Annotated in this window: 27 protein-coding genes, 1 pseudogene and 1 riboswitch; of the genes and pseudogenes, 21 read left to right on the forward strand and 7 right to left on the reverse strand. The window is 33.1% G+C overall.

From position 1 onward, the window contains the following. Positions 1 to 4: 4 nt before the first annotated feature. Together BP17_RS13020 and BP17_RS13240 are read left to right on the forward strand one after the other, a co-directional pair. Positions 5 to 3,427, forward strand: coding sequence for a tape measure protein (locus BP17_RS13020; protein WP_051910431.1), 3,423 nt, complete (start codon positions 5 to 7; stop codon positions 3,425 to 3,427). A gap of 115 nt (positions 3,428 to 3,542) precedes the next feature. Then, entirely contained in the window at positions 3,543 to 3,932 is a 390-nt protein-coding gene (locus tag BP17_RS13240) for a helix-turn-helix domain-containing protein (RefSeq protein ID WP_084676246.1), read from the forward strand. Between the two features lie 267 nt (positions 3,933 to 4,199). Here the strand turns inward: BP17_RS13240 and BP17_RS03385 are convergent, their stop codons facing one another. From BP17_RS03385 to BP17_RS03395, 3 genes are all read right to left on the reverse strand, one after another. Continuing rightward, on the reverse strand, positions 4,200 to 4,403 hold the full coding sequence (locus tag BP17_RS03385) for a hypothetical protein (protein WP_035051657.1): 204 nt from the start codon (positions 4,401 to 4,403) through the stop codon (positions 4,200 to 4,202). A gap of 17 nt (positions 4,404 to 4,420) precedes the next feature. Further along, the gene (locus BP17_RS03390) at positions 4,421 to 5,179 is read right to left on the reverse strand and encodes a 3'-5' exonuclease (protein ID WP_051910432.1); all 759 of its coding nucleotides are present in this window, start codon (positions 5,177 to 5,179) and stop codon (positions 4,421 to 4,423) included. Positions 5,180 to 5,494: 315 nt separating this feature from the next. Further along, positions 5,495 to 5,995, reverse strand: a complete 501-nt coding sequence (locus BP17_RS03395; protein ID WP_035051659.1) for an AAA family ATPase — start codon at positions 5,993 to 5,995, stop codon at positions 5,495 to 5,497. 408 nt (positions 5,996 to 6,403) lie between these two features. Here BP17_RS03395 and BP17_RS03400 point away from each other — a divergent pair, with 408 nt between their 5' ends. From BP17_RS03400 to BP17_RS03450, 12 genes and pseudogenes are all read left to right on the forward strand, one after another. After that, on the forward strand, positions 6,404 to 7,024 hold the full coding sequence (locus BP17_RS03400; RefSeq protein WP_035051660.1) for a DUF6933 domain-containing protein: 621 nt from the start codon (positions 6,404 to 6,406) through the stop codon (positions 7,022 to 7,024). Between the two features lie 45 nt (positions 7,025 to 7,069). Then, positions 7,070 to 7,414, forward strand: coding sequence for a site-specific integrase (locus tag BP17_RS03405; protein WP_051910433.1), 345 nt, complete (start codon positions 7,070 to 7,072; stop codon positions 7,412 to 7,414). A 423-nt stretch (positions 7,415 to 7,837) separates the two neighbouring features. Continuing rightward, positions 7,838 to 9,376, forward strand: coding sequence for an ATP-binding cassette domain-containing protein (locus BP17_RS03410; RefSeq protein WP_035051661.1), 1,539 nt, complete (start codon positions 7,838 to 7,840; stop codon positions 9,374 to 9,376). Positions 9,377 to 9,575: 199 nt separating this feature from the next. Continuing rightward, a complete protein-coding gene (locus BP17_RS03415; RefSeq protein WP_035051662.1) occupies positions 9,576 to 9,902 on the forward strand; it encodes a hypothetical protein in 327 nt (108 codons plus the stop codon). Between the two features lie 32 nt (positions 9,903 to 9,934). Beyond that, the gene (locus tag BP17_RS03420) at positions 9,935 to 10,183 is read left to right on the forward strand and encodes a hypothetical protein (RefSeq protein WP_035051663.1); all 249 of its coding nucleotides are present in this window, start codon (positions 9,935 to 9,937) and stop codon (positions 10,181 to 10,183) included. Positions 10,184 to 10,310: 127 nt separating this feature from the next. After that, complete coding sequence (locus BP17_RS03425; protein WP_035051664.1) at positions 10,311 to 10,508, forward strand: hypothetical protein; 198 nt, start codon at positions 10,311 to 10,313, stop codon at positions 10,506 to 10,508. Between the two features lie 156 nt (positions 10,509 to 10,664). Beyond that, a complete protein-coding gene (locus BP17_RS03430; protein ID WP_035051666.1) occupies positions 10,665 to 10,859 on the forward strand; it encodes a hypothetical protein in 195 nt (64 codons plus the stop codon). 112 nt (positions 10,860 to 10,971) lie between these two features. Next, a complete protein-coding gene (locus tag BP17_RS03435; RefSeq protein ID WP_035051669.1) occupies positions 10,972 to 11,250 on the forward strand; it encodes a hypothetical protein in 279 nt (92 codons plus the stop codon). Between the two features lie 104 nt (positions 11,251 to 11,354). Next, positions 11,355 to 11,430: riboswitch (Fluoride riboswitch) on the forward strand. A 75-nt stretch (positions 11,431 to 11,505) separates the two neighbouring features. Next, positions 11,506 to 12,681: a cation:proton antiporter gene (locus tag BP17_RS03440; RefSeq protein ID WP_035051670.1), complete on the forward strand. Its 1,176-nt coding sequence runs from the start codon at positions 11,506 to 11,508 to the stop codon at positions 12,679 to 12,681. Positions 12,682 to 12,765: 84 nt separating this feature from the next. After that, complete coding sequence (locus BP17_RS03445; RefSeq protein WP_035051673.1) at positions 12,766 to 13,968, forward strand: chloride channel protein; 1,203 nt, start codon at positions 12,766 to 12,768, stop codon at positions 13,966 to 13,968. Positions 13,969 to 14,594: 626 nt separating this feature from the next. Further along, positions 14,595 to 14,699, forward strand: a pseudogene (locus BP17_RS13725) (hypothetical protein); the annotation flags it as partial. A 187-nt stretch (positions 14,700 to 14,886) separates the two neighbouring features. After that, positions 14,887 to 15,474: a PepSY domain-containing protein gene (locus BP17_RS03450; RefSeq protein ID WP_035051675.1), complete on the forward strand. Its 588-nt coding sequence runs from the start codon at positions 14,887 to 14,889 to the stop codon at positions 15,472 to 15,474. A gap of 267 nt (positions 15,475 to 15,741) precedes the next feature. Here BP17_RS03450 and BP17_RS13025 read toward each other — a convergent pair whose 3' ends face one another. Next, positions 15,742 to 16,059, reverse strand: a complete 318-nt coding sequence (locus BP17_RS13025) for a helix-turn-helix domain-containing protein (protein ID WP_051910434.1) — start codon at positions 16,057 to 16,059, stop codon at positions 15,742 to 15,744. Positions 16,060 to 16,294: 235 nt separating this feature from the next. On the opposite strand from BP17_RS13025, the gene BP17_RS03460 reads away from it, so the two are divergent. From BP17_RS03460 to BP17_RS03475, 4 genes are all read left to right on the forward strand, one after another. Then, the gene (locus BP17_RS03460; RefSeq protein WP_035051677.1) at positions 16,295 to 17,149 is read left to right on the forward strand and encodes an Rgg/GadR/MutR family transcriptional regulator; all 855 of its coding nucleotides are present in this window, start codon (positions 16,295 to 16,297) and stop codon (positions 17,147 to 17,149) included. Positions 17,150 to 17,388: 239 nt separating this feature from the next. Next, positions 17,389 to 17,586: a hypothetical protein gene (locus BP17_RS03465; protein ID WP_035051679.1), complete on the forward strand. Its 198-nt coding sequence runs from the start codon at positions 17,389 to 17,391 to the stop codon at positions 17,584 to 17,586. Between the two features lie 95 nt (positions 17,587 to 17,681). Next, on the forward strand, positions 17,682 to 18,143 hold the full coding sequence (locus BP17_RS03470; RefSeq protein WP_084676250.1) for an NUDIX hydrolase: 462 nt from the start codon (positions 17,682 to 17,684) through the stop codon (positions 18,141 to 18,143). Between the two features lie 105 nt (positions 18,144 to 18,248). Next, positions 18,249 to 18,626 (forward strand): hypothetical protein, encoded by a 378-nt coding sequence (locus BP17_RS03475; RefSeq protein WP_035051681.1) that lies wholly within the window; start codon positions 18,249 to 18,251, stop codon positions 18,624 to 18,626. A 217-nt stretch (positions 18,627 to 18,843) separates the two neighbouring features. Here the strand turns inward: BP17_RS03475 and BP17_RS13355 are convergent, their stop codons facing one another. From BP17_RS13355 to BP17_RS03485, 3 genes are all read right to left on the reverse strand, one after another. Further along, positions 18,844 to 19,011 (reverse strand): hypothetical protein, encoded by a 168-nt coding sequence (locus BP17_RS13355; RefSeq protein WP_156955994.1) that lies wholly within the window; start codon positions 19,009 to 19,011, stop codon positions 18,844 to 18,846. 392 nt (positions 19,012 to 19,403) lie between these two features. Then, complete coding sequence (locus tag BP17_RS03480) at positions 19,404 to 19,709, reverse strand: hypothetical protein (protein WP_035051683.1); 306 nt, start codon at positions 19,707 to 19,709, stop codon at positions 19,404 to 19,406. A 191-nt stretch (positions 19,710 to 19,900) separates the two neighbouring features. Continuing rightward, positions 19,901 to 20,224, reverse strand: coding sequence for a hypothetical protein (locus BP17_RS03485; protein ID WP_035051685.1), 324 nt, complete (start codon positions 20,222 to 20,224; stop codon positions 19,901 to 19,903). A 247-nt stretch (positions 20,225 to 20,471) separates the two neighbouring features. On the opposite strand from BP17_RS03485, the gene BP17_RS03490 reads away from it, so the two are divergent. The 3 genes from BP17_RS03490 to BP17_RS13250 all read left to right on the forward strand — a co-directional run bounded on the left by BP17_RS03490 (position 20,472) and on the right by BP17_RS13250 (position 22,379). Beyond that, positions 20,472 to 20,921: an NUDIX domain-containing protein gene (locus BP17_RS03490; RefSeq protein WP_035051687.1), complete on the forward strand. Its 450-nt coding sequence runs from the start codon at positions 20,472 to 20,474 to the stop codon at positions 20,919 to 20,921. A 25-nt stretch (positions 20,922 to 20,946) separates the two neighbouring features. Beyond that, on the forward strand, positions 20,947 to 21,225 hold the full coding sequence (locus BP17_RS03495) for a DUF1905 domain-containing protein (protein WP_035051689.1): 279 nt from the start codon (positions 20,947 to 20,949) through the stop codon (positions 21,223 to 21,225). 296 nt (positions 21,226 to 21,521) lie between these two features. Next, positions 21,522 to 22,379, forward strand: coding sequence for an SRPBCC family protein (locus BP17_RS13250; RefSeq protein ID WP_084676252.1), 858 nt, complete (start codon positions 21,522 to 21,524; stop codon positions 22,377 to 22,379). The last annotated feature ends 94 nt before the right edge of the window (positions 22,380 to 22,473 follow it).

Here is a 22,473-nt window from a genome sequence, read left to right on the forward strand (position 1 = left end):
AAACATGGCCCACATAGGAACAACACTAGAATTATATGACCAAATGACCGGACCACTTCAAAGTATCACAGGTTCACTATATACGGCGGTTAGTGCTTTTGAAGAGATGCAAAATTCAGCAAATACACAATTTGATACTTCCAGTTACGACAATCTTAGAAGTGAATTGGATAATGTATCTAAAACATTTGCAAAAATGCGTGGAGATCTTTCAAATGATATACCACCAATTACGATTCCAACAGAATTGGAACCAATTGATAAATTAAAACTTCCAGAACCAGAACCAGTTATCATACCGATAAATTGGCAAGTGGATGAAATAGATGTGTTTAAAACGAGCGGTATTGATCGATTTCAACAAGAAGTTGGATCAGCCAATTCAATGTTAGGGAAGTTAGCAAATACGCAGTCAGATATAGCTAGTCGAGCAGCAACAATGGATATCCTTCCATACAATGCAGTGAACGACTTAGGCATGATGAGTAATAGAATAGGTGATATAAGAACTCAAATCCAACAGTTAGAACAAAATCCTGTAGATTTAGACGTAGATTCGGTAAATAATCAATTGGAAACATTAAGACGTTCATTGCAACAAGCTGAAATGCAACAGAATGAATTGAATGAAGCAATGCAACGAATGGATGTGATAAATGCTAATTCGGCTTACAAGAAGTTGAATACTACTATAAGTGGTACAGAACGCTACTTAAGAGATAATATCGATACACAAGACCAATTCAATAAAGAGATAAGAGCAGGGACCAGTGAAGCTAGTAATTTAGGTAGGACACTAGGACGAGTTGCAGCGACCTATGTCTCTATTCAATCTATGGGCAGTATCATCAACTTGTCAGATGAATTAACTCAATCAACCGCGAGATTAAACTTAATGAATGATAATCTTCAAACAACTGAAGAATTACAAAATAAGATTTTTGCAGCTGCAGAACGTTCACGAGGATCTTATCTTGATATGATTGGAACGGTTGCATCATTGGGACAACGCGCCGGTGATATATTTTCAAATAATGATGAAACTATTGCTTTTGCAGAGAACTTAAATAAAGCTTTTGTAGTTGCAGGGGCAAATGCAGAAGAGGTGGGTTCTGCTACTTTACAGCTTACGCAAGGCTTAGGAGCTGGAGTATTACGCGGTGAAGAATTAAATGCGGTATTTGACGCTGCACCAAATATTATTCAGACCATTGCAGACTACATTGATGTTCCTATTGGAAAGATTCGAGAAATGGCTAGTGAAGGACAAATCACTGCTGAAATTGTAAAAAATGCAATGCTTTCGGCAACGGATGCCATTAATGCTAATCTTGAAAAAATGCCTATGACTTTCGGTCAGATTTGGCAAAGTTTTAAAAATCATGCATTGATGGCTTTTCAACCCGTTTTGCAACAATTGAATCAATTGGCAAATACACCCGCTTTTCAAAATTTCGTTAACAATGGAATTCAAGCTGTTGCAGTACTCGCATCTGTCGTAATGGCAGCATTTCAAGGAATGGTAAATGTCGGTCAATTTGTAGCGGATAATTGGGGTACAATTTCGCCAATTATTTACGGTATAGCCGCAGCACTTGGATTTTACTTAGGAGTATTAGCAGTATATCGAACCGCTTTGGCTATTACCACCGGAATCGAAGCTGTATCGGCGGCAATTAAAGGAGTTCATGCAGCAGCAAGTTTCTTGCAAGCGGGGAATACATGGGCGGCGACCGCTGCACAATATGGATTGAATGCTGCACTATTGGCAAGCCCAATTACTTGGGTGATTTTAGGAATTATCGCAATTATCGCTGTACTCTATGCGGTAGTTGGAGCAATCAATCATTTTGCGGGTACGTCAATAAGTGCCACTGGATTGATAGCTGGAGCATTTGCATGGTTAGGTGTTCTGATTTGGAACATCCTTATTTTAGTTGCGAATATCGGGATTGCCGTAATTGAATGGATCGTTAATGCATGGAACTTTGGTATTTGGGCTTTACAATTAGTATTTATTGGATTGGCCGTCATTGTGGCAGTAGTGATGGATGTCATTTTGTCAATCGGAATATCAGTTGCTGCTTTCTTTGTGAATGCATGGAATTTGGGTGTTTGGTTGATTCAAATGGCATTCATCATTTTAGCAACTTTAGTATTGCTCATTCTTGATGCCATTTTGAATATGGGGATTTCAACCGCTGAATTTTTCGCGAATGCTTGGAACTTGAGTATTTGGGCCATTCAGATGGGATTCATATTATTTAACACCTTTGTTTTGACCATTTTGGATGCCATTTTAAACGGTGGTATAAGTACAGCTGAATCATTTGCTAACGCTTGGAATTCTGGAGTTTTTGGAGTACAAACGGCTTTTTATCAAATGCAAGTATTTGGTGCAAAAGTTATGCAGACATTAGGTCAAGGGGCCATTGGAGTTGTAAATTCCATTTTGAGTGGGATTTCTGCTTTGATTAATGGCGCAGCAAATGGATTGAATAAATTAATTGGTATGGCCAATAACATTCCAGGAGTTAATATTGGAACTGTTGGTACAGTCGATTTAAGTGTTGGTTCAGGTGTCCAGAGTTTCGTTGATAATATCGGTTCAGGACTTTCCGGACCAACTAGGGCACAAAACGTATCACTTCAACGGTCAAATTTAGCAGGACAATATTCAAACTCAGTACAAACACCTTCCAGACCAGAAACAGTTTCGTTTGATCGTTCAAGTATGGTGAGTGGTTTCTTGGATACGATTAATATTCCAAAAGTACCAGAATCAGTTATGTTTGATACACCAAGTCTTACAAAAGACCTTGTTTCTAGTATTGAACTTCCTAAAATGCCTGAAGTAACGAAATATGACAAATTCGAATATGCAGACATGACAGATGCATTTGATGCCGGTTATGACTGGGGTGAAAATCTAGTTGACAGTGCAAAAGACTTTGACTTGATGGATATGCTCGGTTTCGATATGCCTGACATTCCAACTGAAGCCGATTACGCTGATGTATTGGAGCAACTAGGTTCTGGCAATATCCCAACTTTAGAAGAAATGGGAGGGATACCTGGAGCAGAAGATGGTGGTGGAGCTGGAGATTTAGGTGGTTCCGCGGCTGATAAAACTGGTGGAGCTGGAAGTGGTAGCGACTCTGCTGGGGATGCGTTAGATGAAATAGCAGATAATACAGGTGATATGAAAGATGCACTTGATATGTCTCAAGAAGATCTAAAATATTTAAGAGATTTAGCCGCAAGAAATATCGTTAATCGCAATACTGTTAACCAAGAATATAATGTTAATTTAGGTGGAGTAAATAATACAGTAAGTAAAGAACAAGATTTAGATGGTGTCGTAGATTATATTGTTGGTGGTTTACAAGATGCTATGATGAAATCAGCGGAAGGGGTGCATGACTAATGGCCTTCAAGTGAAATAATATCGGTACAGCTAAAAAGAAGCCCTTGAGGCTTCTTTTTTTGATGTTTAGTAGTTATACTAGTTACAAATATAGAATGGTGCTAGGGGATAAAAAATGAGCTATAATCAAGAACTCAAAAAATTAATGGATCGTAAAGAAATTACTCAAAAACAATTAGCTGATTTGACTGGACTAGGTAAGTCCTCAATTAGTCAGTACATTTCAGGTAAAAATGAACCATCTGAAAGAAATAAAAAAATATTGATGAATGCACTGGAGGTAGAAGCAGATTTTTTAGAAGAATCCGAATCAATGCCCTATGAGTATGGAAATGTGCCCATAGAGACAGCTGCTAAATTAATGGGTAAATCTAAACAATTCATAAGAGTCGGCTTACAGCAAGGAGTGTTTGAGTTTGGTTATGCTGTAAAGATGATTGGTCGCTATTCTTATCATATTAGTCCTAAAAAATTCTATGAATATATTGGAATGAAATTGAAATAAACGTACATTTTCCGTACAGATAATTTCAAGAAAGCTTATTTTTAATAAATAATGTGTATAATAAGAATAGCAAAACGCTTTAAAATCAACGTAATATAATAGAAGAAACATTTACTTGATTGAGTGGGAATAACAAACGAAAAGCCTGTAAGTATTGGAAACAATACTTACAGGCTTTTTTTTATGTTTTAATTCCGTTTGTTTAATAAATCTATTTTTATCTGCCATCTCTTTTGCTTATTTTGGTAAGGGTATGGATGTTCTTTTTTATTTTTTAAACCAATTAAATATTGAAAAAGAAGTTTTTTTGTAAACTTTATTATAAATAGCTCTTTTAGGATTCTTTACATATTCCATCCCTTTTTTACCGTAACCAGGAACTACAGCTTTTTTAACTGCTCTTTTAGCTTTACCAGTAGTTCGTGCTGAAAAAGATTTTTTTATACTAGGTTTCCTCATACCAAATTTCATTTTGTCACTGCTTTTATTTAAATAGTATTCTCTTCAAGTGCTTTACAGTGATAATATAATTTTCCAGTTACAAAACAATCTTCTATTGCATCATGAGAATTAGCTTCTATTTCTAAATATTTTTTAAGAGTAGGTAGTTTATGATTTTCTATTTCTGTAATATGTCTTCTAGCTAGACTTAGTGTATCAATGACCCTATATTTCTCATGAAGGATATCAAATTTATTTAAGTTTTCTAGAAGAAATTTCATATCAAAAGAAGCATTATGGGCGACAATTGTTTCTTTTTCTAAAAAGAGAACAAATTCTTTTAGGGTTTTTACTATAGGAGGAGCGGTTTTAACAGTTTCATCTGAGATTCCTGTTAACTTTGATATTCTTGATGAAATAGATTCGCTAGGTTTGACATATTTAATAAACCGTTCAGATTCAATTCCGTTTATGTATTTAATTGCCCCAACTTGGATAATTTCGTTTTTTATTGGATCGAATCCCGTAGTTTCAAAATCAATAACTGTTACATTATCACTTAGTTTTCTTGCTTTAGTGTAATCATATTTCTTAAGTTTCTTTTTCTGACTAACTTTTTTCTGGAAATTTGGCGCTTCAATTGATACACTATATTTTATCTGGTCTTTTATTGTATTTTTCTTTATTTTTTCTGAATTGTATTCCAAGTTATTCTTGGCGGTAATATCTTTATCCTGTTCTTCAAATTGGTGTGATTTTTTATTAAAAAACAAGGATCGCATAGTAGCTAAAATTTTATTAAACATATATACTCCTCCATTTTATGAAATTATTATCGCGAGTCCACTTCACGATAAATTTCAGCATGATATAATATAATTATACTAATATTACTACTTCTAGTTACTTTTACCCTAAGTAGCCAGGACTTTTTTATTTAATGTTACAGTTATTAATCGATATCAATAACCAATAACGATTAATTTAATTATATACTTTTAAAAAAATAACGCTATCATTATTTAATAACTAGCGGTTTATTATTAATAAGAACAACAAGAGAGGGTCAGGCAAGGATCTAACTCCCAAATTAAATATGCTTATAAAGATGTTTAAACAAATTAGATAGATAGATCATTTAGTATCCTATTCAGTACATTTTCTTGGCTTAGTGTTTTATCAAGTATTTTCTCGTTTTCAAGATGGAGGTAGTCTTTCTCTAGCCACCACTCTTTCATTTTATCAGGGCCGAAATCATTTGCCTTGTCCCTGGTAGAATGACGTAAGACGGTTTCTTCAAATGGAATATCGTAGTAATAAGTATGAATATGATAGTCAAAACTATCGGCTAATTCGAAAAAAAGTTCTTTATATATTTTTGAATTAAAAATACCTTCAATAATGATATAGTCATATTTGTCTTTGCCAAATGTAGCAATCATTTTTACTAGATCAACAGTTGGATTACCCATGCGGTCTTTCGTATTTAAAATTTCTAATCTAAGGGTGTCTTGTGCGATAAGCATAACTTGTCCACGTTCAAAATGATTTCGCAGCAATTGCGCAATCGTCGTTTTTCCACTTCCAGAATTACCTCTTATGATTATCAGTTTAGAGTTCATAGGTTTCTCCCATCTGGCTTTATCGTTACCAAGATTATAGCACTACGATAAAATGAAATACATTATGACGAACAAAAAAGGCTGTATAATTTTTGGTGTTGATAGACTTAATTACATTACTTACCCAAAATTTATGGAGGAATAGGATTGCTTGTAGCCATGTAGAGGATTCAATGAGAATTACATAACGTTGGCGCTTCAGCGATTACGGTGTGTTTGAAGCTTGAAAGCCGGAAGACTTTCTTTTAGGCTTCAGGCGTTCCCTTGGCTCTCCACAAGCAAACCCGTCCATTCCAGAAGAAATTTTTTTGGAAGCATCCACACCATTTGCTGTAGAACCACAAAAAATAGTAGGATGATAAAATTATTGTTATACTCAATAAATAAACGAGTCAAAGGGGGATACTAATGATCATCGGAGCTACTAAAAAAGCACAACCTTTATTTTCAGCCTTACCAAGTATAGAGGATAAAGAATATGGACAACAGTTTGCACAAATTAATCCGTTATTTTCATGGCACGCAAATTACATTAATGTAAACCGAAAAAAAGTAATCATTCTGCTCAATGATCAGACGTTAACGCCGATTATCCTGCAAGATATTAATGCACAAAAGAAAAAGCAGTTGTCAAAGTTAATACCTGAAGCTATTCGGATTGCATTTGAGATTGCAGGAATCTCATCTAAAAAAACTGACGAATATTTAAAACTTGCTGGAGATATCCAAGTGACCATTACCTCTAATCGTTCAGTATTAGGAAGCGTCAATTTAGTGGCAGAAGAATTAAGTGATTTTAGATTAAATATCAATCAGACGATAAATAGAGAAGTGATGACCTATTTCAGCAATTATATTCATAGTAAATTGACTAAACAAGGGTACTTTAGTAGTGCAGAAGCGTTGCGAGAGGCGTTAAATAAATCGCTTGAAGTGTTAGAAAGTGTTGAAACGGAGCCGTATTTGATTGAAAAGACCTGGGATTACAGCAAGTTTTCTCAAGTAGATACTTCAAAATTTTCTTCGTAGCAATGGGAGACACATATAGAAGCGTCAATTAAAAATAATGAAAAATTGTTAGCAGCTTTTAAAGAGTATACGATAGCTGTAAAAGGTTTAAGTGAAAAAACGATAGAACGCCATATTGAAAACCTAGATTATTATTTAAACATTTATTTAATAGAGTATGAACAAGCAACTCCTATAAACTCTACTGAGTCGGCAGGGAATTTTCTTAGTAATTTTTTTGTAGAGAAAAATTTAGCAAGTTCAAGTGCTTCACTTAAGCAATGTGGCTCATCTTTGAAAAAACTTTACCAATTTTTATACGAAGCTGGTGAAATTTCTAAAACTGATCTTGCTGAAGTCAACGAGTTCATTAAATTGGACGTTCAAGAAGGCGTCGAGTACTTAGATTAGGTTATACTGAAGCTGGCGGATAGTGGTTTTAAAAGTTAAAAAGTATAGCGAAAAGTTAAAAGATAATTTACTGCATATAAGTTATTCACCATATTGAGCCAATATTTCGCTACTAATTTGATACTCTATTTCATTGCGTCTGCTAACAATATTTGCTACACTGTACCTAACAAATCGAAAGGTTGTGCCTAAATGGACACTATCTAAACAAATCGGAATTGAAGAAGAAATTTTTTTCTGCTATTAAGGTGGGTTTCTTTGTAACGGTTTTTTAGATAAATCATTTAAACAACTTTCGAATCGGAAATGGCGCTATTGTTAGAAATAGACCATCATCGTTCTATCTGTTTAATTGAAACTAACGGACCGTCTGCAGAAACTTGCTGGCGGTCATTTTTTATGGAGTAGACAGGAGGAATCAGTATGTTACAAGTGAAAAATTTAACCTTGCATCATTTAGGGGATTTGAAAGAAATCATTAAGGATTTGAGTTTTACAATTAATCCTGGAGAAAAAGTAGCCATCATCGGTGAAGAGGGAAATGGTAAGTCAACATTATTGAAATGGATCCTAAGAGATAAAAGTATTGAATCTTATATTCAAGCGGAAGGAGAATTAATCAATCAGTTTAGCCGCACCGTTTATTTGCCGCAATCCTTGCCGCAAAAATATCTGGAGTGCACGGTTGATCAGTATTTCTTCGGTCAAGAAGATGTTATGGATATTGATTACCAAAAGCTTTATCAATTAGTGGGGCAATTGGGATTTGATGCAGACCGGTTAACAAGCTCACAACAGGTAGGCAGTCTATCTGGTGGTGAAAAAATCAAAGTTCAACTTTTAAAAGCACTTTCGACAGATCCTGATTTGCTATTGCTTGATGAGCCTTCCAACGACTTGGATCTCGATACGGTCAAATGGCTAGAGCACTTCATCAAAACGACGCCACTAACCATCATTTTTATCTCGCATGACGAAGCGTTGCTTACAGCGACAGCGACTAAGGTCATTCAGATAGAGCTGTTACAACATAAGACGCTACCAGTCGCTACAGTATCTAATTTACCGTATAAAGCATATATCGAGCAAAAAGAAGCTAGATATGAACACCAATCTCAAGTCGGCAACAAACAGCGTGAAGAGCACCAAAAGCAAATGGAAAAATACCGACAAGTTGAGAGCAGTGTCCACCATGCACAAGGGGCTATTTCAAGACAAGATCCAGCGGGAGCACGCTTACTCAAAAAGAAAATGCATGCAGTAAAATCGATGGGGAGACGTTTTGAGCGCGAAAAAGAAAATTTCGAAGAGATTCCACTAAAAGCAGATGCGATCTTAGTGAAATTCTCAAACACTAAACCCCTTCCTGCAAACAAAGTGATTCTCCATTTGGAAGATGAGCGTGTGAAACTGGGAGATGAAATTCTAGCGCACTCACTGAATTTGTTGGTTAGAACTCCACAAAAAATAGGAATCATCGGACAAAATGGGGTAGGCAAAAGTACCCTATTAAAAAAAATGTGGGCAGAATTAAGCCAACGGACAGATATTGTGGCTGGCTATATGCCACAAAACTATGCGGATTATTTGCGAATGGACGAAACACCGGTTGAATTCCTTAGTGTGACTGGCGACAGTGAGGAACGAACGCAAGTGATGACTTATTTAGGCAGCATGCGGTTTACCACAGATGAAATGCATCACGCAATCCAATCCTTATCAGGAGGGCAACAAGCCAAATTGTTGTTGTTAAAAATAGATTTAGCAGGACAGAACGTGTTGCTGCTAGATGAGCCTACACGGAATTTTTCACCGCTATCTCAACCAGAACTTAGAACATTATTTAAAAATTTCGCAGGTTCAATCATTACTATTTCACATGATCGGATGTTTTTAAAAGAAGTTTGCGATTATGTGTATGAATTGAAAAAAGATGGCTTCGTTAGAGTAGAGATGGAATAGTCTTTGTAAGCAAGCTAGATGCTGTCAAGCTATCCATAACGGCTAGCGTTGGCAAATTGATTTAGGAGCTTTTACATTTTTAGGTAAAGCTTCTATTTCAATTTTTCATATCGACCCTTTCTTTTGTTTATTACAACAAATAAAGGTGTATACTATAAGTGATAGCGGTTTAATGAGTATAAAAAGAGGGGGAGTTTTTATGAAAATAAATATCTCTATACTTTTAATATGTTCAAGCTTATTACTTTTGGGATGTCAAAATGAAGCGAATAGCTCTTCAGAAGAGAGCAACACTACTATAGCAGAAGATGGGACAGTCGTTAAGATCGTTCCAGAAGGTCAAAAAATTTATGTTGATGAAGATACCTTTATTTATGGAACAGGCTTTTACAAAGCAACCGAAAATAAAGCTGATAAAATGAATCAAAAAGATGAAATAAAAGTTGACGGAAAAAAGTATTCTTTATTATATGTTTTCTCAACTGCAAATGATGAGTCTAAAATAGACTTATATTACGAAGAATAGTAATAAATGATACCGTTAAGGGAGTGATGAAAATGTCCATCGAAACAGGTATGAGTATTGATGTAAACGTTTATGAGGTAGCCGATTTTTACGCTGACGTGTTTGAGGTAGAAAAAAATGAAGAGATAGTCAGTGAAGAGATTACCAATGATGAAAATATGTTCAACGCCGATGTGGTGCTTTTTAATAATGAAGTAAACCGATACGATAAGCTTAGAGAAAACGGCCAGCTAGAAATGGAAAAAAGACTCAAAGATATTTATCAGACTGAAATACATTGAATTTCTTGACATGTATCCAGAACCTTGATAGAGCAAGGTTCTTTTTTTGATGCTGTTGCTAGTTTCTTTAAAACAACTAAGTCTGTTCATCTTTGAAATACTAAAAATAATAGAGGGGTTAGCAACTATGAAAAAAGAAAATAAAATAGATAAATCAACAGGAGAATTATCTGCAAAATGGTCTAACCTGTTTTACATAGCTTCGTTACTGATTTTATCAATCTACCAATACATTAAAACGGGTACTTTAGGAACTGAATTTATCATACTGATGATTGGTTTGGTATTATTTTTTCTAACATACTTTATAAAAAATAAATCATGATTCATTCACTTATGATTATCTGAAACTCCGTAGAATCGTGGAGCAGAAAAATAGTTAAAACCAAGTATTCTTAATCTTTTTACTCTCTTCAATGAAAAATAGGGTTACCAAATCCCTCCTAATAACATATGCTAAACACAAAGTGAGGTGTTCCAAATGGGTGCAAAAATTAAGAAAATAGTAGGATTAGTCATACTAGTTTTGCTCATAATGATCATTGTCCAATATATAAGTTACCAAAGTATCGATCTAGAACAAATTGTAACGATGACAAGTATTGCCGCAATCGGTATTTCTCTAGGTGTACTAACTCGAAACAAATCTACTCTGAAAAAAGATAAAAATGATTAAGGACCAAGCAGTTAGATAAGGTCATCTAGGGAAATTAAAAAGACAGCAAGCCGTTTTCACATGGAATTTTTGAGAAAGCACATGAAAAATAGATCAAGGAGGAATCTTTTTATTGAAACATTTAAAAACTACAAAAATAAGTTTTTTAGTTGTCCAAATTTGTATGATTGGGTATTTTATAATCAGACCGACTGATTATAATAAGCTAACAGGAGCAGTCTGGTTGCTCATGAGTTGTATTGGTTTGTTCATCGTTGCCTTTTCAATGTCAAATATTCCAATGGATAAAAAAAGTAGGTTAGTAATATTTGGAATATTTATCTTAGCTATTGTCTCTATTGTTTTAGTAATATCATTTGTAATAATAACCGCTATTACCAGTAGCATGTAGTGGGATTATGAATACATAAAATTCCTTGGAATCATGTATCCACAACAGTAAATGACTATGTGTTTTTTTGACTTGTATGATAAAAAAATATATAGTATCATTGTAATATATTTGGGAATGAGTGTCTCCCTAAGCAAATTGCTTGAACCGCTTGTTAAAGCTGATGACTTCTGCGCATAGGCCGCAGTCTGTCTTCAGCTTTTTTTGTGGTAAATAATTAAGTGTTTTTTTATTAAACTGGAGGTAGGAAAAAGAATGCTTTTAAGTATAGCTTTAATATTGATTGTTGGTTTTATATTTAGTTCAATTTTTAGTCGGTTACGTTTACCAGGTTTACTGGGTCTCATTTTAACAGGGATTATTCTAGGTCCCTATGGTTTAGATCTTCTAGATCCGAAGATATTGGCTATATCAGCTGATATCCGTCAAATTGCATTGATTGTTATTTTATTTAGAGCAGGATTGACGATGAATATTAGCGATTTGAAAAAGAATGGTCGTCCGGCTATTTTAATGACTTTCTTGCCGGCTACATTTGAAATCATAACCGTAACGATACTAGCCCCGTTATTATTTGGCATTAGTATTTTAGAAGCTGCTATTCTAGGGGCTGTTTTAGGCGCTGTTTCGCCAGCAATTGTGGTTCCACGAATGATAGGACTTATTGAAAATGGTTATGGAAAAGCTAAAGGGATTCCCCAGATGATTTTAGCAGGAGCTTCTGTAGATGATGTTTTTGTCATCGTTTTATTCACGTCATTTTTAGGGATGTTTCAAGGCAGTGGGTTTGATTTCTTTTCATTGCTCTCTGTACCTGTAGCAATTTTCTTTGGTCTTTTGTTAGGAGTGCTAGTAGGCTATATCATGGTTAAACTATTCAAATATCTCCATATTCGTGATACCGTAAAAGTGTTCTTAATATTAAGTATTTGTTTCTTAATGGTTGCTTTAGAAGAAAGCTTAAAAGGATCTTTTCCTATCTCAGGCTTATTAGGTGTTATGGCTTTAGGAGGAATCATATTGAAGCTGTACCCCATTTTAGCTAAACGGATAAATACTAAGTTTTCAAAGGTCTGGTTAGGCGCAGAAGTGTTTTTATTTGTTTTGGTAGGATCAGTAACGGATATAACCGCGCTTAGTGAAGCAGGAGTGGCTGTTGTTTTCTTAATCTTGATTTCTTTGATTTTCCGTATGATAGCAGTATTTATAAGTGTAGCTGGGACAAAGTTAACCTTCAAAGAAAAATTATTTACAGCAGGCGCATATACGCCAAAAGCCACAGTGCAAGCTGCAATTGGTTCTCTTCCGCTTGCAATGGGAGTGCCAGCAGGTAGTCTTATTCTAACTGTCGCCGTCCTCGCTATCATCATAACAGCTCCACTAGGGGCAACATTTATAGACCTTTCCTACAGAAAACTGTTAGAAAAGTAAGGTCATAAACGGTCTCTCACTAAATGATAAGTGAATATAGGGAAAGTATAATGAGTTCTTATTATCTAAGAAGGGAACAAAGGCATGAGCAAATATATAGTAGAGTATAAAGAAATTGGACTATACGCAGCAATTGCGGTATTTATTGGATTGGTTGTTGGAATGCTAGATGCTTTATTTGGGGAAGTTCTTATTCTTATCGGTAGTTTTAGAGATAGTTATTCTGAGTACTTGATTCCTCTTCTTCCTTTAGCAGGTTTGATTATCGTATATATGTACAAAAGAGTAGGGAAAAATACGAATAAAGGCATGAGTTTAATTTTTGCAGCAGGTAACGAAGAATTGCAAGAAATCCCTAAACGAATGATTCCTTTAACGATTATCGGCACATGGATAACGCACTTATTTGGCGGTAGCGCCGGTCGTGAAGGCGTTGCAGTTCAAATTGGTGCAACCTTTTCACATGCGATCGGTCGGAAATTACCTTATAAAAATGCTTCAAAAATAATGTTGATCACAGGAATGGCAGCAGGATTTGGTGGATTATTTGAAACACCATTTGCTGCTACATTTTTTGCATTAGAGGTATTAGTGGTCGGTAAATTAGAGTATTTAGCTTTGTTTCCTGCTCTAATTGCAGCTTTTGTGGCCAGTTATGTATCTCACTTTTTAGGCTTAGAGAAATTTGCAATCAATTTAGATGTTGCTGTAGATATGGATGGTCAAACCATTTTTAAAATGATCCTCTTAGGTATAATATTTGGCGTCGTGGGTGGGTTTTTTGCTTATATTTTGGGTCACACAAAACAATTTATAGGAAGAAAAATCCCTGATCTAAGTAAGCGGATTTTCTTTGTCGGGATTTTAACTAGTTTGTTGCTTTTAATTTTCCATTTGGGCAGATATTCAGGTCTAGGAACTAATTTAATTGAGGCTAGTTTTAGTGGAGAAAGTATTTATGGATATGATTGGGTCATAAAACTTCTTTTAACGATCCTAACATTGGCAGCAGGTTTTCAAGGTGGAGAAGTAACACCTATCTTTTCAATTGGTGCTAGTTTAGGCGTTTGGATTGCTCCCTTATTCGGTTTGCCTATAGAGTTTGTAGCTGCACTCGGGTATGCAAGTGTATTTTCTTCTGCTACAAATACGCTTATTGCACCCGCACTAATCGGAGCAGAAGTTTTTGGCTTCAATTATTTGCCTTATTTTCTTTTAACTGTTTGTATTTCTTATGTTTTTAATGGCAATCATTCGATTTATAAAGGACAAAAGTCTATCTTTTAAAATAAATGAACTTAAATGCGTGCAAAGGCTTATTGATTGATTTAAACTTATTTACTGTTCGCCTTTAACGGCTCTAGGTCAAATGGTGTGGATGAGTTTTACCAAAAGTGGGTTTAGGATAAATAATGTTTATACTTCAAAAAGAAATTTCTTATGGAATAGACGTTTTTGCTTGTATAGCCATGGGACCACCTTAAGCCTGAAAACCATAGTCTTAAGGCTTTCAAGCCTCAACAGATCGTAATCGCTGAAGCATTAACGCTCTGTTATTCGCATTGAATCCAATGCACGGCTACAAGCAAATCCTATTCCTCCAGAATTTTCAAGTATGTGATTAGATTAAATCTATCAACACTAAAAATTATAAACCCCTTTTAACTATCATAAATAGTAGATAGGATTAATGACACTTGCCTAAATAAACGTAATTTCCTGCGTTTATTTAGGTAGATGTCATTTTTGTTGTTAAAATTAAAGGAGAAAACAGTATGTCAGCAACTATCCAATTGATTAAAGCAGTTGTCTCTTCAGGTTCCTCTACTGGGGAAAAAGGAGCAGTTGAATTTAGGATGGTGGGGACAGACTAAAAGGATAAGTAATATTAACAACAGTAGATGGAACGACCTAATAAACAACGACTGGGCGCTAACGCCATATTAGGTGTCTTTATGGCCGTTTCTAGAGCTGCCGCCAATTCATTAAAAATTTTAGTTTATCGTTATCTTGGAGGAGCTGCCGTTTTTTAATAAGGTTTTATTTGTTCTTCCTGTTCCTATTCTCTTTTATGAATAAATCGAAATTTTTTGTTGTTTCCAAATAACAGTACTTAAAATACTTCTATCATACCAAATTAATTAAAAGGTAGTAAGTTTTTAATTAATTTGGTATGATAGAAGTTCAATAAGAGGAGATGATACGATGTTATCGACAGTAAAAATAGGATTGGTCAGCGGGAGTGCGCTAATACTTTTAGCAGCATGTGGCAGCACAGAAGCCCCTACTAATAATTCAACAAGTTCAACTACGACAGGAACAGATTCTTCTAGTTCTGTGTCAGAAAACTTTGAAGGGAAGAGCTTTTCAGTTACATATGAACAAGCTATTGCTGATTTTCAAGAAGCATATCCAACAGCAGTTATTTCTTCAATTGATTTTGACAAAGATTTTGGCGAATATACTTTTGAAATTAGTGGATTCGATGATACTCAAGAAATTGAATGGGAAATAAATGCTGAAAACGGAGAAGAAACAAAAAACAAAACGGAAATGAAAGATTCAGACAATGATGAGCAAGAATTAATGGTAGATGCTTTAATGACTATTGATGAATTGATTACGAAATCTGAGGAAGAAGCTCCAAATGCGGTACTTACTTCATGGAATTTAGAAGCAGATGAAGACACAAATACACCTTTGTTCACAGGAGAATTTAAAGAAGGAATGAACGAAGTAGATGTTCATTTAAATGCTGAAACTGGCGAACTTTTATCTGTTGAAAATGACTAATTAATCTAAACTAAACTGTCTGCCTTTTATACTAGGTCATACAGTTTTTTTTTTTGCTAAATTTAATGAGGGATCTTAAATGATTCACATTTTTTAAATGGATTATTTTCCAAGGGAACAAAGGAATTAGATTTAAAACAGAAAAGTATATATGAAATTACGTATTGCTAAAAAAAGATAGTCTCTTGTTCTTATCGGTACTTCTCATAAATTATTCCTGTAAAAATTCAATTATATAAAAATCATTTTATCTTATTTACTACTGGGTTAGAAGAAGATAGCAAAAATAATAATTGGTAGACCAATTCCTAAAATAAGCAGTTCAATTATATCTTCTGAAGCCATTTTAGAAATAGAGTCTAAAAAAAGTGCAGTTGCTTTTTTTGGTGGAGTGTTATTAAGTAATTCGTCTATAGAAAAATTATAAAATTCACTCAGTAGTTGAATCATCTCCAAATCAGGATTACTTTTACCTAACTCCCAGCTAGATAATAATTGTATAGGAATATTTAGTTCTTTCGCAACAAAAGACTGGGACATTTTTCTTTCTTCACGTTCATGTTTTAATCTTTCAGCTAACTCCATGATTCATCCTCCTAGTTTATTAAGTAAGATATGCTTACTTAATGGTTTTTCTTAAATGAACTAGCTCTGCAAGCAAAGAATTGGAGCGGCCATGCCATACATACTATGTTCAATTTAGCCTTTGTGTATTTTAAAAGTAGTAATACCATTCTTAATAATACCATTTCAATTGATTTACATGGTAAAATGTTAACAATAAGTAACAAGAGAAGGTGATAATATAAAAACTGGAGAAGTGGTTAAATACATTCGGCTATCTAAAAAAATAAAATCAGGAAATGTCTATACTGGTATTTTAAGTCGGCCAGCAATATCTAGATTTGAAAAAGGTTTGAGCGATACTACAACTGTAAAATTATTCAAAATAATAAGTAATTTAAATGTGTCTTTAGATGAATTCTATTATATTTATAATAAAAAGAATAATATGGATAATGACTACAATTTCTATAATGAGTATACTCATTCTTTTTATTTAAATGATTTAGAAAGTCTAAAATTACTAAGAAACACTGCTATTGAAGCATATAAAAGTACTAATAAAATAAAACATTTACACTATTCCTCGCTAACGGACCTTACAATTAGTTATATTTTGAAAGAAAAAAATAATATAGAAAGTTTAAAAATATTAAAAGATTATCTTCTTGAATGCGACGAATGGACATACTATGAGCTAGTATTATTTACTAATTCGTTAGATTTTTTTCCAGAAGAGTTGCTTTTATTGTTGCATAAAAAAGCAAAAGAAAAGTTAGAGTACTTTTCTCAATTAAGAAGATATAGCAATGAGGTATTTTCATTACTTACAAATATTTTAGTGGTCTTTATAACTAAAAATGATATTGAAAAAAGCACTTATTTTTACAAGGAATTAAAGAAAAGTATGTCTGAAACTAACAATAAAATGTATGAAAAAGTTATGCTGTCTTTCTTTAAAGAATTAATAGGTATAATTGATACAAAAAAAAGCGACGCTCAAACTATTGAACAAATAATCATATTATTTGATTATTTAGAAATGCCAGTAAAGAAAAATCAATGTGTTCATTTATATGAAAATGTGAAAAGCAACAATCAAATAGAGTAATACAGAAGTTACTTAAGCCACGTATCCAACACCTTGTCAAAAGAGGTGCTGGATACTTTTTGAAAAGAATTTGCAAAAAAATCACAAGAAAAATAGAAATGAATATAGAAAATAAATGTCTTACATATCAACCTAATAAATAGTGTCATTTAAATCTTAATATAAACATAACAATAATTATATAAGATTAAAAGGTATACTTCATTCAGAAATAAAGATAAAAGAAAGTAGGAGATAGAATGGGTTTTTGGTATTTTTTAATCCTCTTTATAGGTGTTGCTCTTCTTGTAGCAGGTATGCTAAACAAAGACGTTTCACGTTCAGTTAAAATTGTAAGTATGTCGCTTATTATAGGGGTTTTGTTTATTGTCATCTCGTTAATTATGCTACTACCGGGTAGTTCTGAAATAATTGCTCAATTGCTCCTACTTAATTAATATTCTTTCTATATGAATCTGTAAATTGTCTAGAGTTTATCGTTAAGTAAAATTTAGTATTATAGAATTAAGTAAGTTTGAAGAGGATTGAAATAATGAATTATATTAAATGGATTAGAAATTATGTGGGGCATAAAGAAATAATTTTAAATTTTTCAGGTGGCATAGTTACCAATGAAAAAAATGAAGTTCTATTGCAATTAAGAGCTGATAAGCAGTTATGGGGTTTACCTGGTGGAGCAGTTGAAAAAGGGGAAAGTGTGGAGCAAGCAGCTAAAAGAGAGGTAACTGAAGAAACTGGATTACAGGTCGAAGTTGATTCTCTATTAGGCATTTATTCAGCTTACTTTGATACTTATCCTAACGGAGATAAAGCACAGACTATCACAACAATGTTTATCTTCAAAGTAATTAGAGGAGAATTAGTTGCTGGAGATATAGAAGAGACTTTAGAGTTGAAATTTTTTTCTCAAAAAAATCTTCCGGAAATTGCTAATAAACAACATAAAGATGCTATTCAAGATTTCTTTTCTAATAAAAGAGCGATTTATAGATGAAATTTCCGCTATTCTACAAGTGAAAACTGCAGAATATAAGTAGTTAGTTTTCAATATTATGTTTAGAGAATAAGATCAAAGTGTTTTCAGGAAAGGAATGAAGAGATGGCAGTTACAATAAAACGAAATACTGGTTGGTTGGGTATGGGTTCAAAAATCTCACTGAAAATGAATGGAGAAAAAGTATTAAAGATTGCAGATTCTCAAAAAATAGAACTTACTATTCAAAATGATGAATCATATTTGCAGGCAACTCACTTTGGTTCTAAAAGTAATGAAATAAACGTCAAAGATGGCGATACAGTTGAGATCACGTCGACGAAGTCGGGCTATATCCTTTATTATTCTCTACTTGCTTTTGGGCCTATAATGAATCTTAGCGCGTCTTTAACGTCACTTACATTTGCAATATATATGACTCTGCTTATTTTGGGGTTCATCATAATTATTGGTAGTTTCTTTTTTTTAATAGTTATCGGCTAAAAAATTTAGCTAATAAGAGTAAATGAAATTGTCTAAAGATGCGTACTAAGAAGCTTATTAATACGAGGTATTCTTGTGAAATACTAGCTTTCCTTAAAGAAAAACAGTAACTAGTATCAGTAAAATATATTTATGCGTAAGAAAATAAGTACATAAGTGCTATTAAAATACACAACCTTTGAAAAGAATGGTAGGGAGAAAACGTTAATTTATAAGACTATTTTGAGAAGAATTTATTTTTCAATGCATGAACTAATTGAATTTTTATTGGAATTCCTACTGCTCTCTTAGTTTTTATCATATTTCCAAGTACGTTGATCCCAACTTCTGATAAAATGAACAGAATACTAATAGCAATTCCGCTAATGACTATATAATTTAACATTGGACATTTCTCCTTATTGTCAAATTTAGAAAACACTTCACTACATAATTATTTTAACACTGCTAAAAATTTTCTTAAGGGAATATAATTAACATTGTATTTATTATAGGTTTGATAAGGAGTTTAGTTAATGAAATCTAAATTAAACAAATTAAAGATAAGAATGAAAACTAATTATACAAATAGAAAATGGACTATTTGGGCGCTAATTATTTTTGCCATACTTAGACATATATGGGGCTATTTGTAATTTTCCATAAAAGTGTGTGTAAATAATTTTATTGGAGCATGTTGATTCTTATCTATTAACCACTATATAAGCAGTTTGCGAATCCAAAAATCTGCTGTATCTGCAGAAGTACAGCGTAGTCTTTCTACAAAATAGCTATTAATTAATTTGAAAATAGTTGTATATAAGGTGGTATTCCGGCTTCAGGTAAAAGAAATATAAGAACTGTAAAGAGAATTAATAAAAAAGAGAATAGTATTAGTAAGTAAGGAACTTCTCGTTTTCCTTTTCCACTAATGGACAAAATTGATAGAATAAATCCTCCAACAGATAGAAAAACAGATAATGAAAATGCAAACCATATGTTATATGTCCCTATCTTATCTAAACCAGTTGATAAAAATAGGATAATATAAATTGATATAAAGGTGGTGCTTAATGTTGAAAAACGTTTTTGTTTTTTAATCAAATATAAGCTCTCCATTTCATTTTTTATATGATTATCACTGAACCAATAATTCAACTTTTTATGTATTTAAAATCTATAATAATTAACGTCCGCCAAGAATAAGTACAAAAATAAAAAAGTTCCTTTTTATCGGGACTTTTTTTATTTCTCAAGAAAAAATTAAGAAGGAAATAAACCAATTTGAGTTTTTTTTAATAATGAATAATTACTTTTTTAGTTTTCTTAAAGGTATAAAAAATTTGTATTAAAAACAAAATTCCTGAATAAAATGTTAGTATAAGTAACAGGTTATCTGTTGCTAAGTTAAATTGATCATACAGTACTCCTGAAAATAAATTAGCAGAAACTAATAAAAATAATATTCCTAAGGATATTACTAAATCAACTAGTTTTAAATTAAAAGAGAGGTCTTTCTTAAAACTAATTACTTTTATTAAATTCAAAGTAATTAAAATACTAGCCATAATAAATATTCCTGAAAACATCCACCAATAAGAACTAAAGAAATGAGCCATTATTAAAAACCACCTTTTCTATTTTTTTCTTACAATTATATTGAACCAATAAATCATATTTATTACAATAGTAATCGTTACCAAAAGCCTAATGTTAAAGAAAAATTAATATAATATAACACGCATTTTATAATACTTAATGAATACACGAAATTAGATAAAGTTGTGTATAAAGAACCTTTTCAAGACAAGTCATATTTTCAACTTACAGTCATTCTTTTAAATAAGCATTGAGGAGTAATTCAATATGGATTTAACTTTAGATACAAATTTGGGAAAGCTAAACATCAGAGTAGCGGCATGGTTAGAAAGTCAGAACAGGATATTAGTTTCAAAATTTCCTGGAGGAATAATTTCTTTACCTGGTGGCAGAGTGAAATTTTCTGAGACTACCATAGAGGCAATAAAACGTGAAGTTTTTGAAGAAACAGGAGAAGTTTTTTACGAAATAGAATTATTTTCAATAATTGAAAATTTTTTCTTTGAAAAACAATCTAAAAAAGATTATCATGAATTTCTTTTTGTGTACAAAGGGAAAATAAAAGTACAGCGAAATTATTATGGCGTAGATAAAAATAATCAGAACATTGCTTGGGAACCTTTAGAAATCATAAAGGAATTAAAGCCAAGTATTTTTAGTCAACTAGTTGGTTATAAAAATAGAAATAATATTATTCACTTAATAAATAATGATTAGACTAAGTGAGGGTGGGGTATTTAAAATGATCAAAATAATTGACAATCAGGAACTCGAGTTACAATACAAAGAAGGATTTGGAACATGGACACACCATCTTAGACTCCCAGGAACAGCTTGTATTAAAGGAAGATGGGGACACCTAAAAGTTTCTGGTACAATTGATGATTTTGAAGTAAATAACATTTTTTTAGCTCCAAGAAAAAATGAAGACAAAATCATCTCAATTAATAAGGAAATTAGAGATGCAATAGGAAAAAGTGGTGGAGATATGGTAATGGTAACTTTATATCTGCATGATTAGTTTAATTAATAAACTCAAAGTTTTTTAATACGAAATTAAAAATTAGATAGAAACTTTTACTAATTTATGAGCTTGAATAGAATCATGTGTTGAACTAGAACAAGAATTTAATGCTTAAAAAGCAATAGATTCTTGTTTTAAATTGGTTACATAAAACAAACAGTAGAGATATTTTGATTTTTGATAACTTCTATATTATCATGAGCTTATAAAGAATAAACCTATATTCAAGTATAAAAACAGCTAGATGGCAATGTTCACGAGTGCAATCATTACGAAAAAGAAAGGAGAAAATTATGATTAGAATTCAAATTGAAAGGGCTTTTAATGTCGGTCCAGAACTGCTTTGGGAACTTGTGGTTGATCCGGATCATTATCATTTTTGGACAGAAACTTTCTCTGAAGGCTCAGACTTTGATGGAGATTGGACTAAGGGTAGTACTATTCGTTTTGTGGCTGAAGATGAACATGGAATAGAGAGTGGCATGGTATCGGAAATTGTAGAAAGTCAATGGCCAGAGTTTATATCAATCAGGCATCTAGGCTTGGTGGTAAATGGTGTCAATGACTATGAATCCCCTTTGGCTCATGAATGGGCACCAGCCTTCGAGAATTATAGATTTATCCCGAAGGAAGATGGTAGGTGTATCTTTGCAGTAGAGCAAGATTTGCCAGAGGAACAAGCCGAAGAGTTTAAGGTTAACTGGGAAAAATCTTTTGACCGTATGGCGATTCTACTTGAAACTAGTGCAAACGTTGGGAAGGTGATAACCCTTCGCGAAAGATCACACAATCGTCCTGAGGTGATTTGGGAAAAGCTTGTCACGCCTGAAAAAGTAATGTCTTGGAATTATGCTAGCGATGATTGGTATTGTCCAAGCGCTAAAAGTAATTTAGAGATTGGAGGCGAATTTCACTACGAAATGGCTGCTAAGGATGGCAGTTCGTCTTTTGATTTTTGGGGTACCTATACGGAAATTGAACCTGCTAAAAGATTGTGTTTTGTGTTGGGTGATGGGCGCAATGTGCGTATCAACATCTTTGAGAAACCTTATGGTTGCTTGATAGAAGAACGCTTTGAGGTAGAACAGCAAAATACTTTGGACCTTCAACGCCAAGGGTGGCAAAATATTTTGAAAAATTTGGCTCGATAATGTAAAGCTGTTGCAGCATGAAAATGAACCAGTCAGTTTTTAAAATAAATTCTGTGAATTAACAAATATATATATGATATTGGATAGAATCATA

This window comes from Carnobacterium pleistocenium FTR1, from assembly GCF_000744285.1.
Classification (GTDB): Bacteria; Bacillota; Bacilli; order Lactobacillales; family Carnobacteriaceae; genus Carnobacterium_B; species Carnobacterium_B pleistocenium.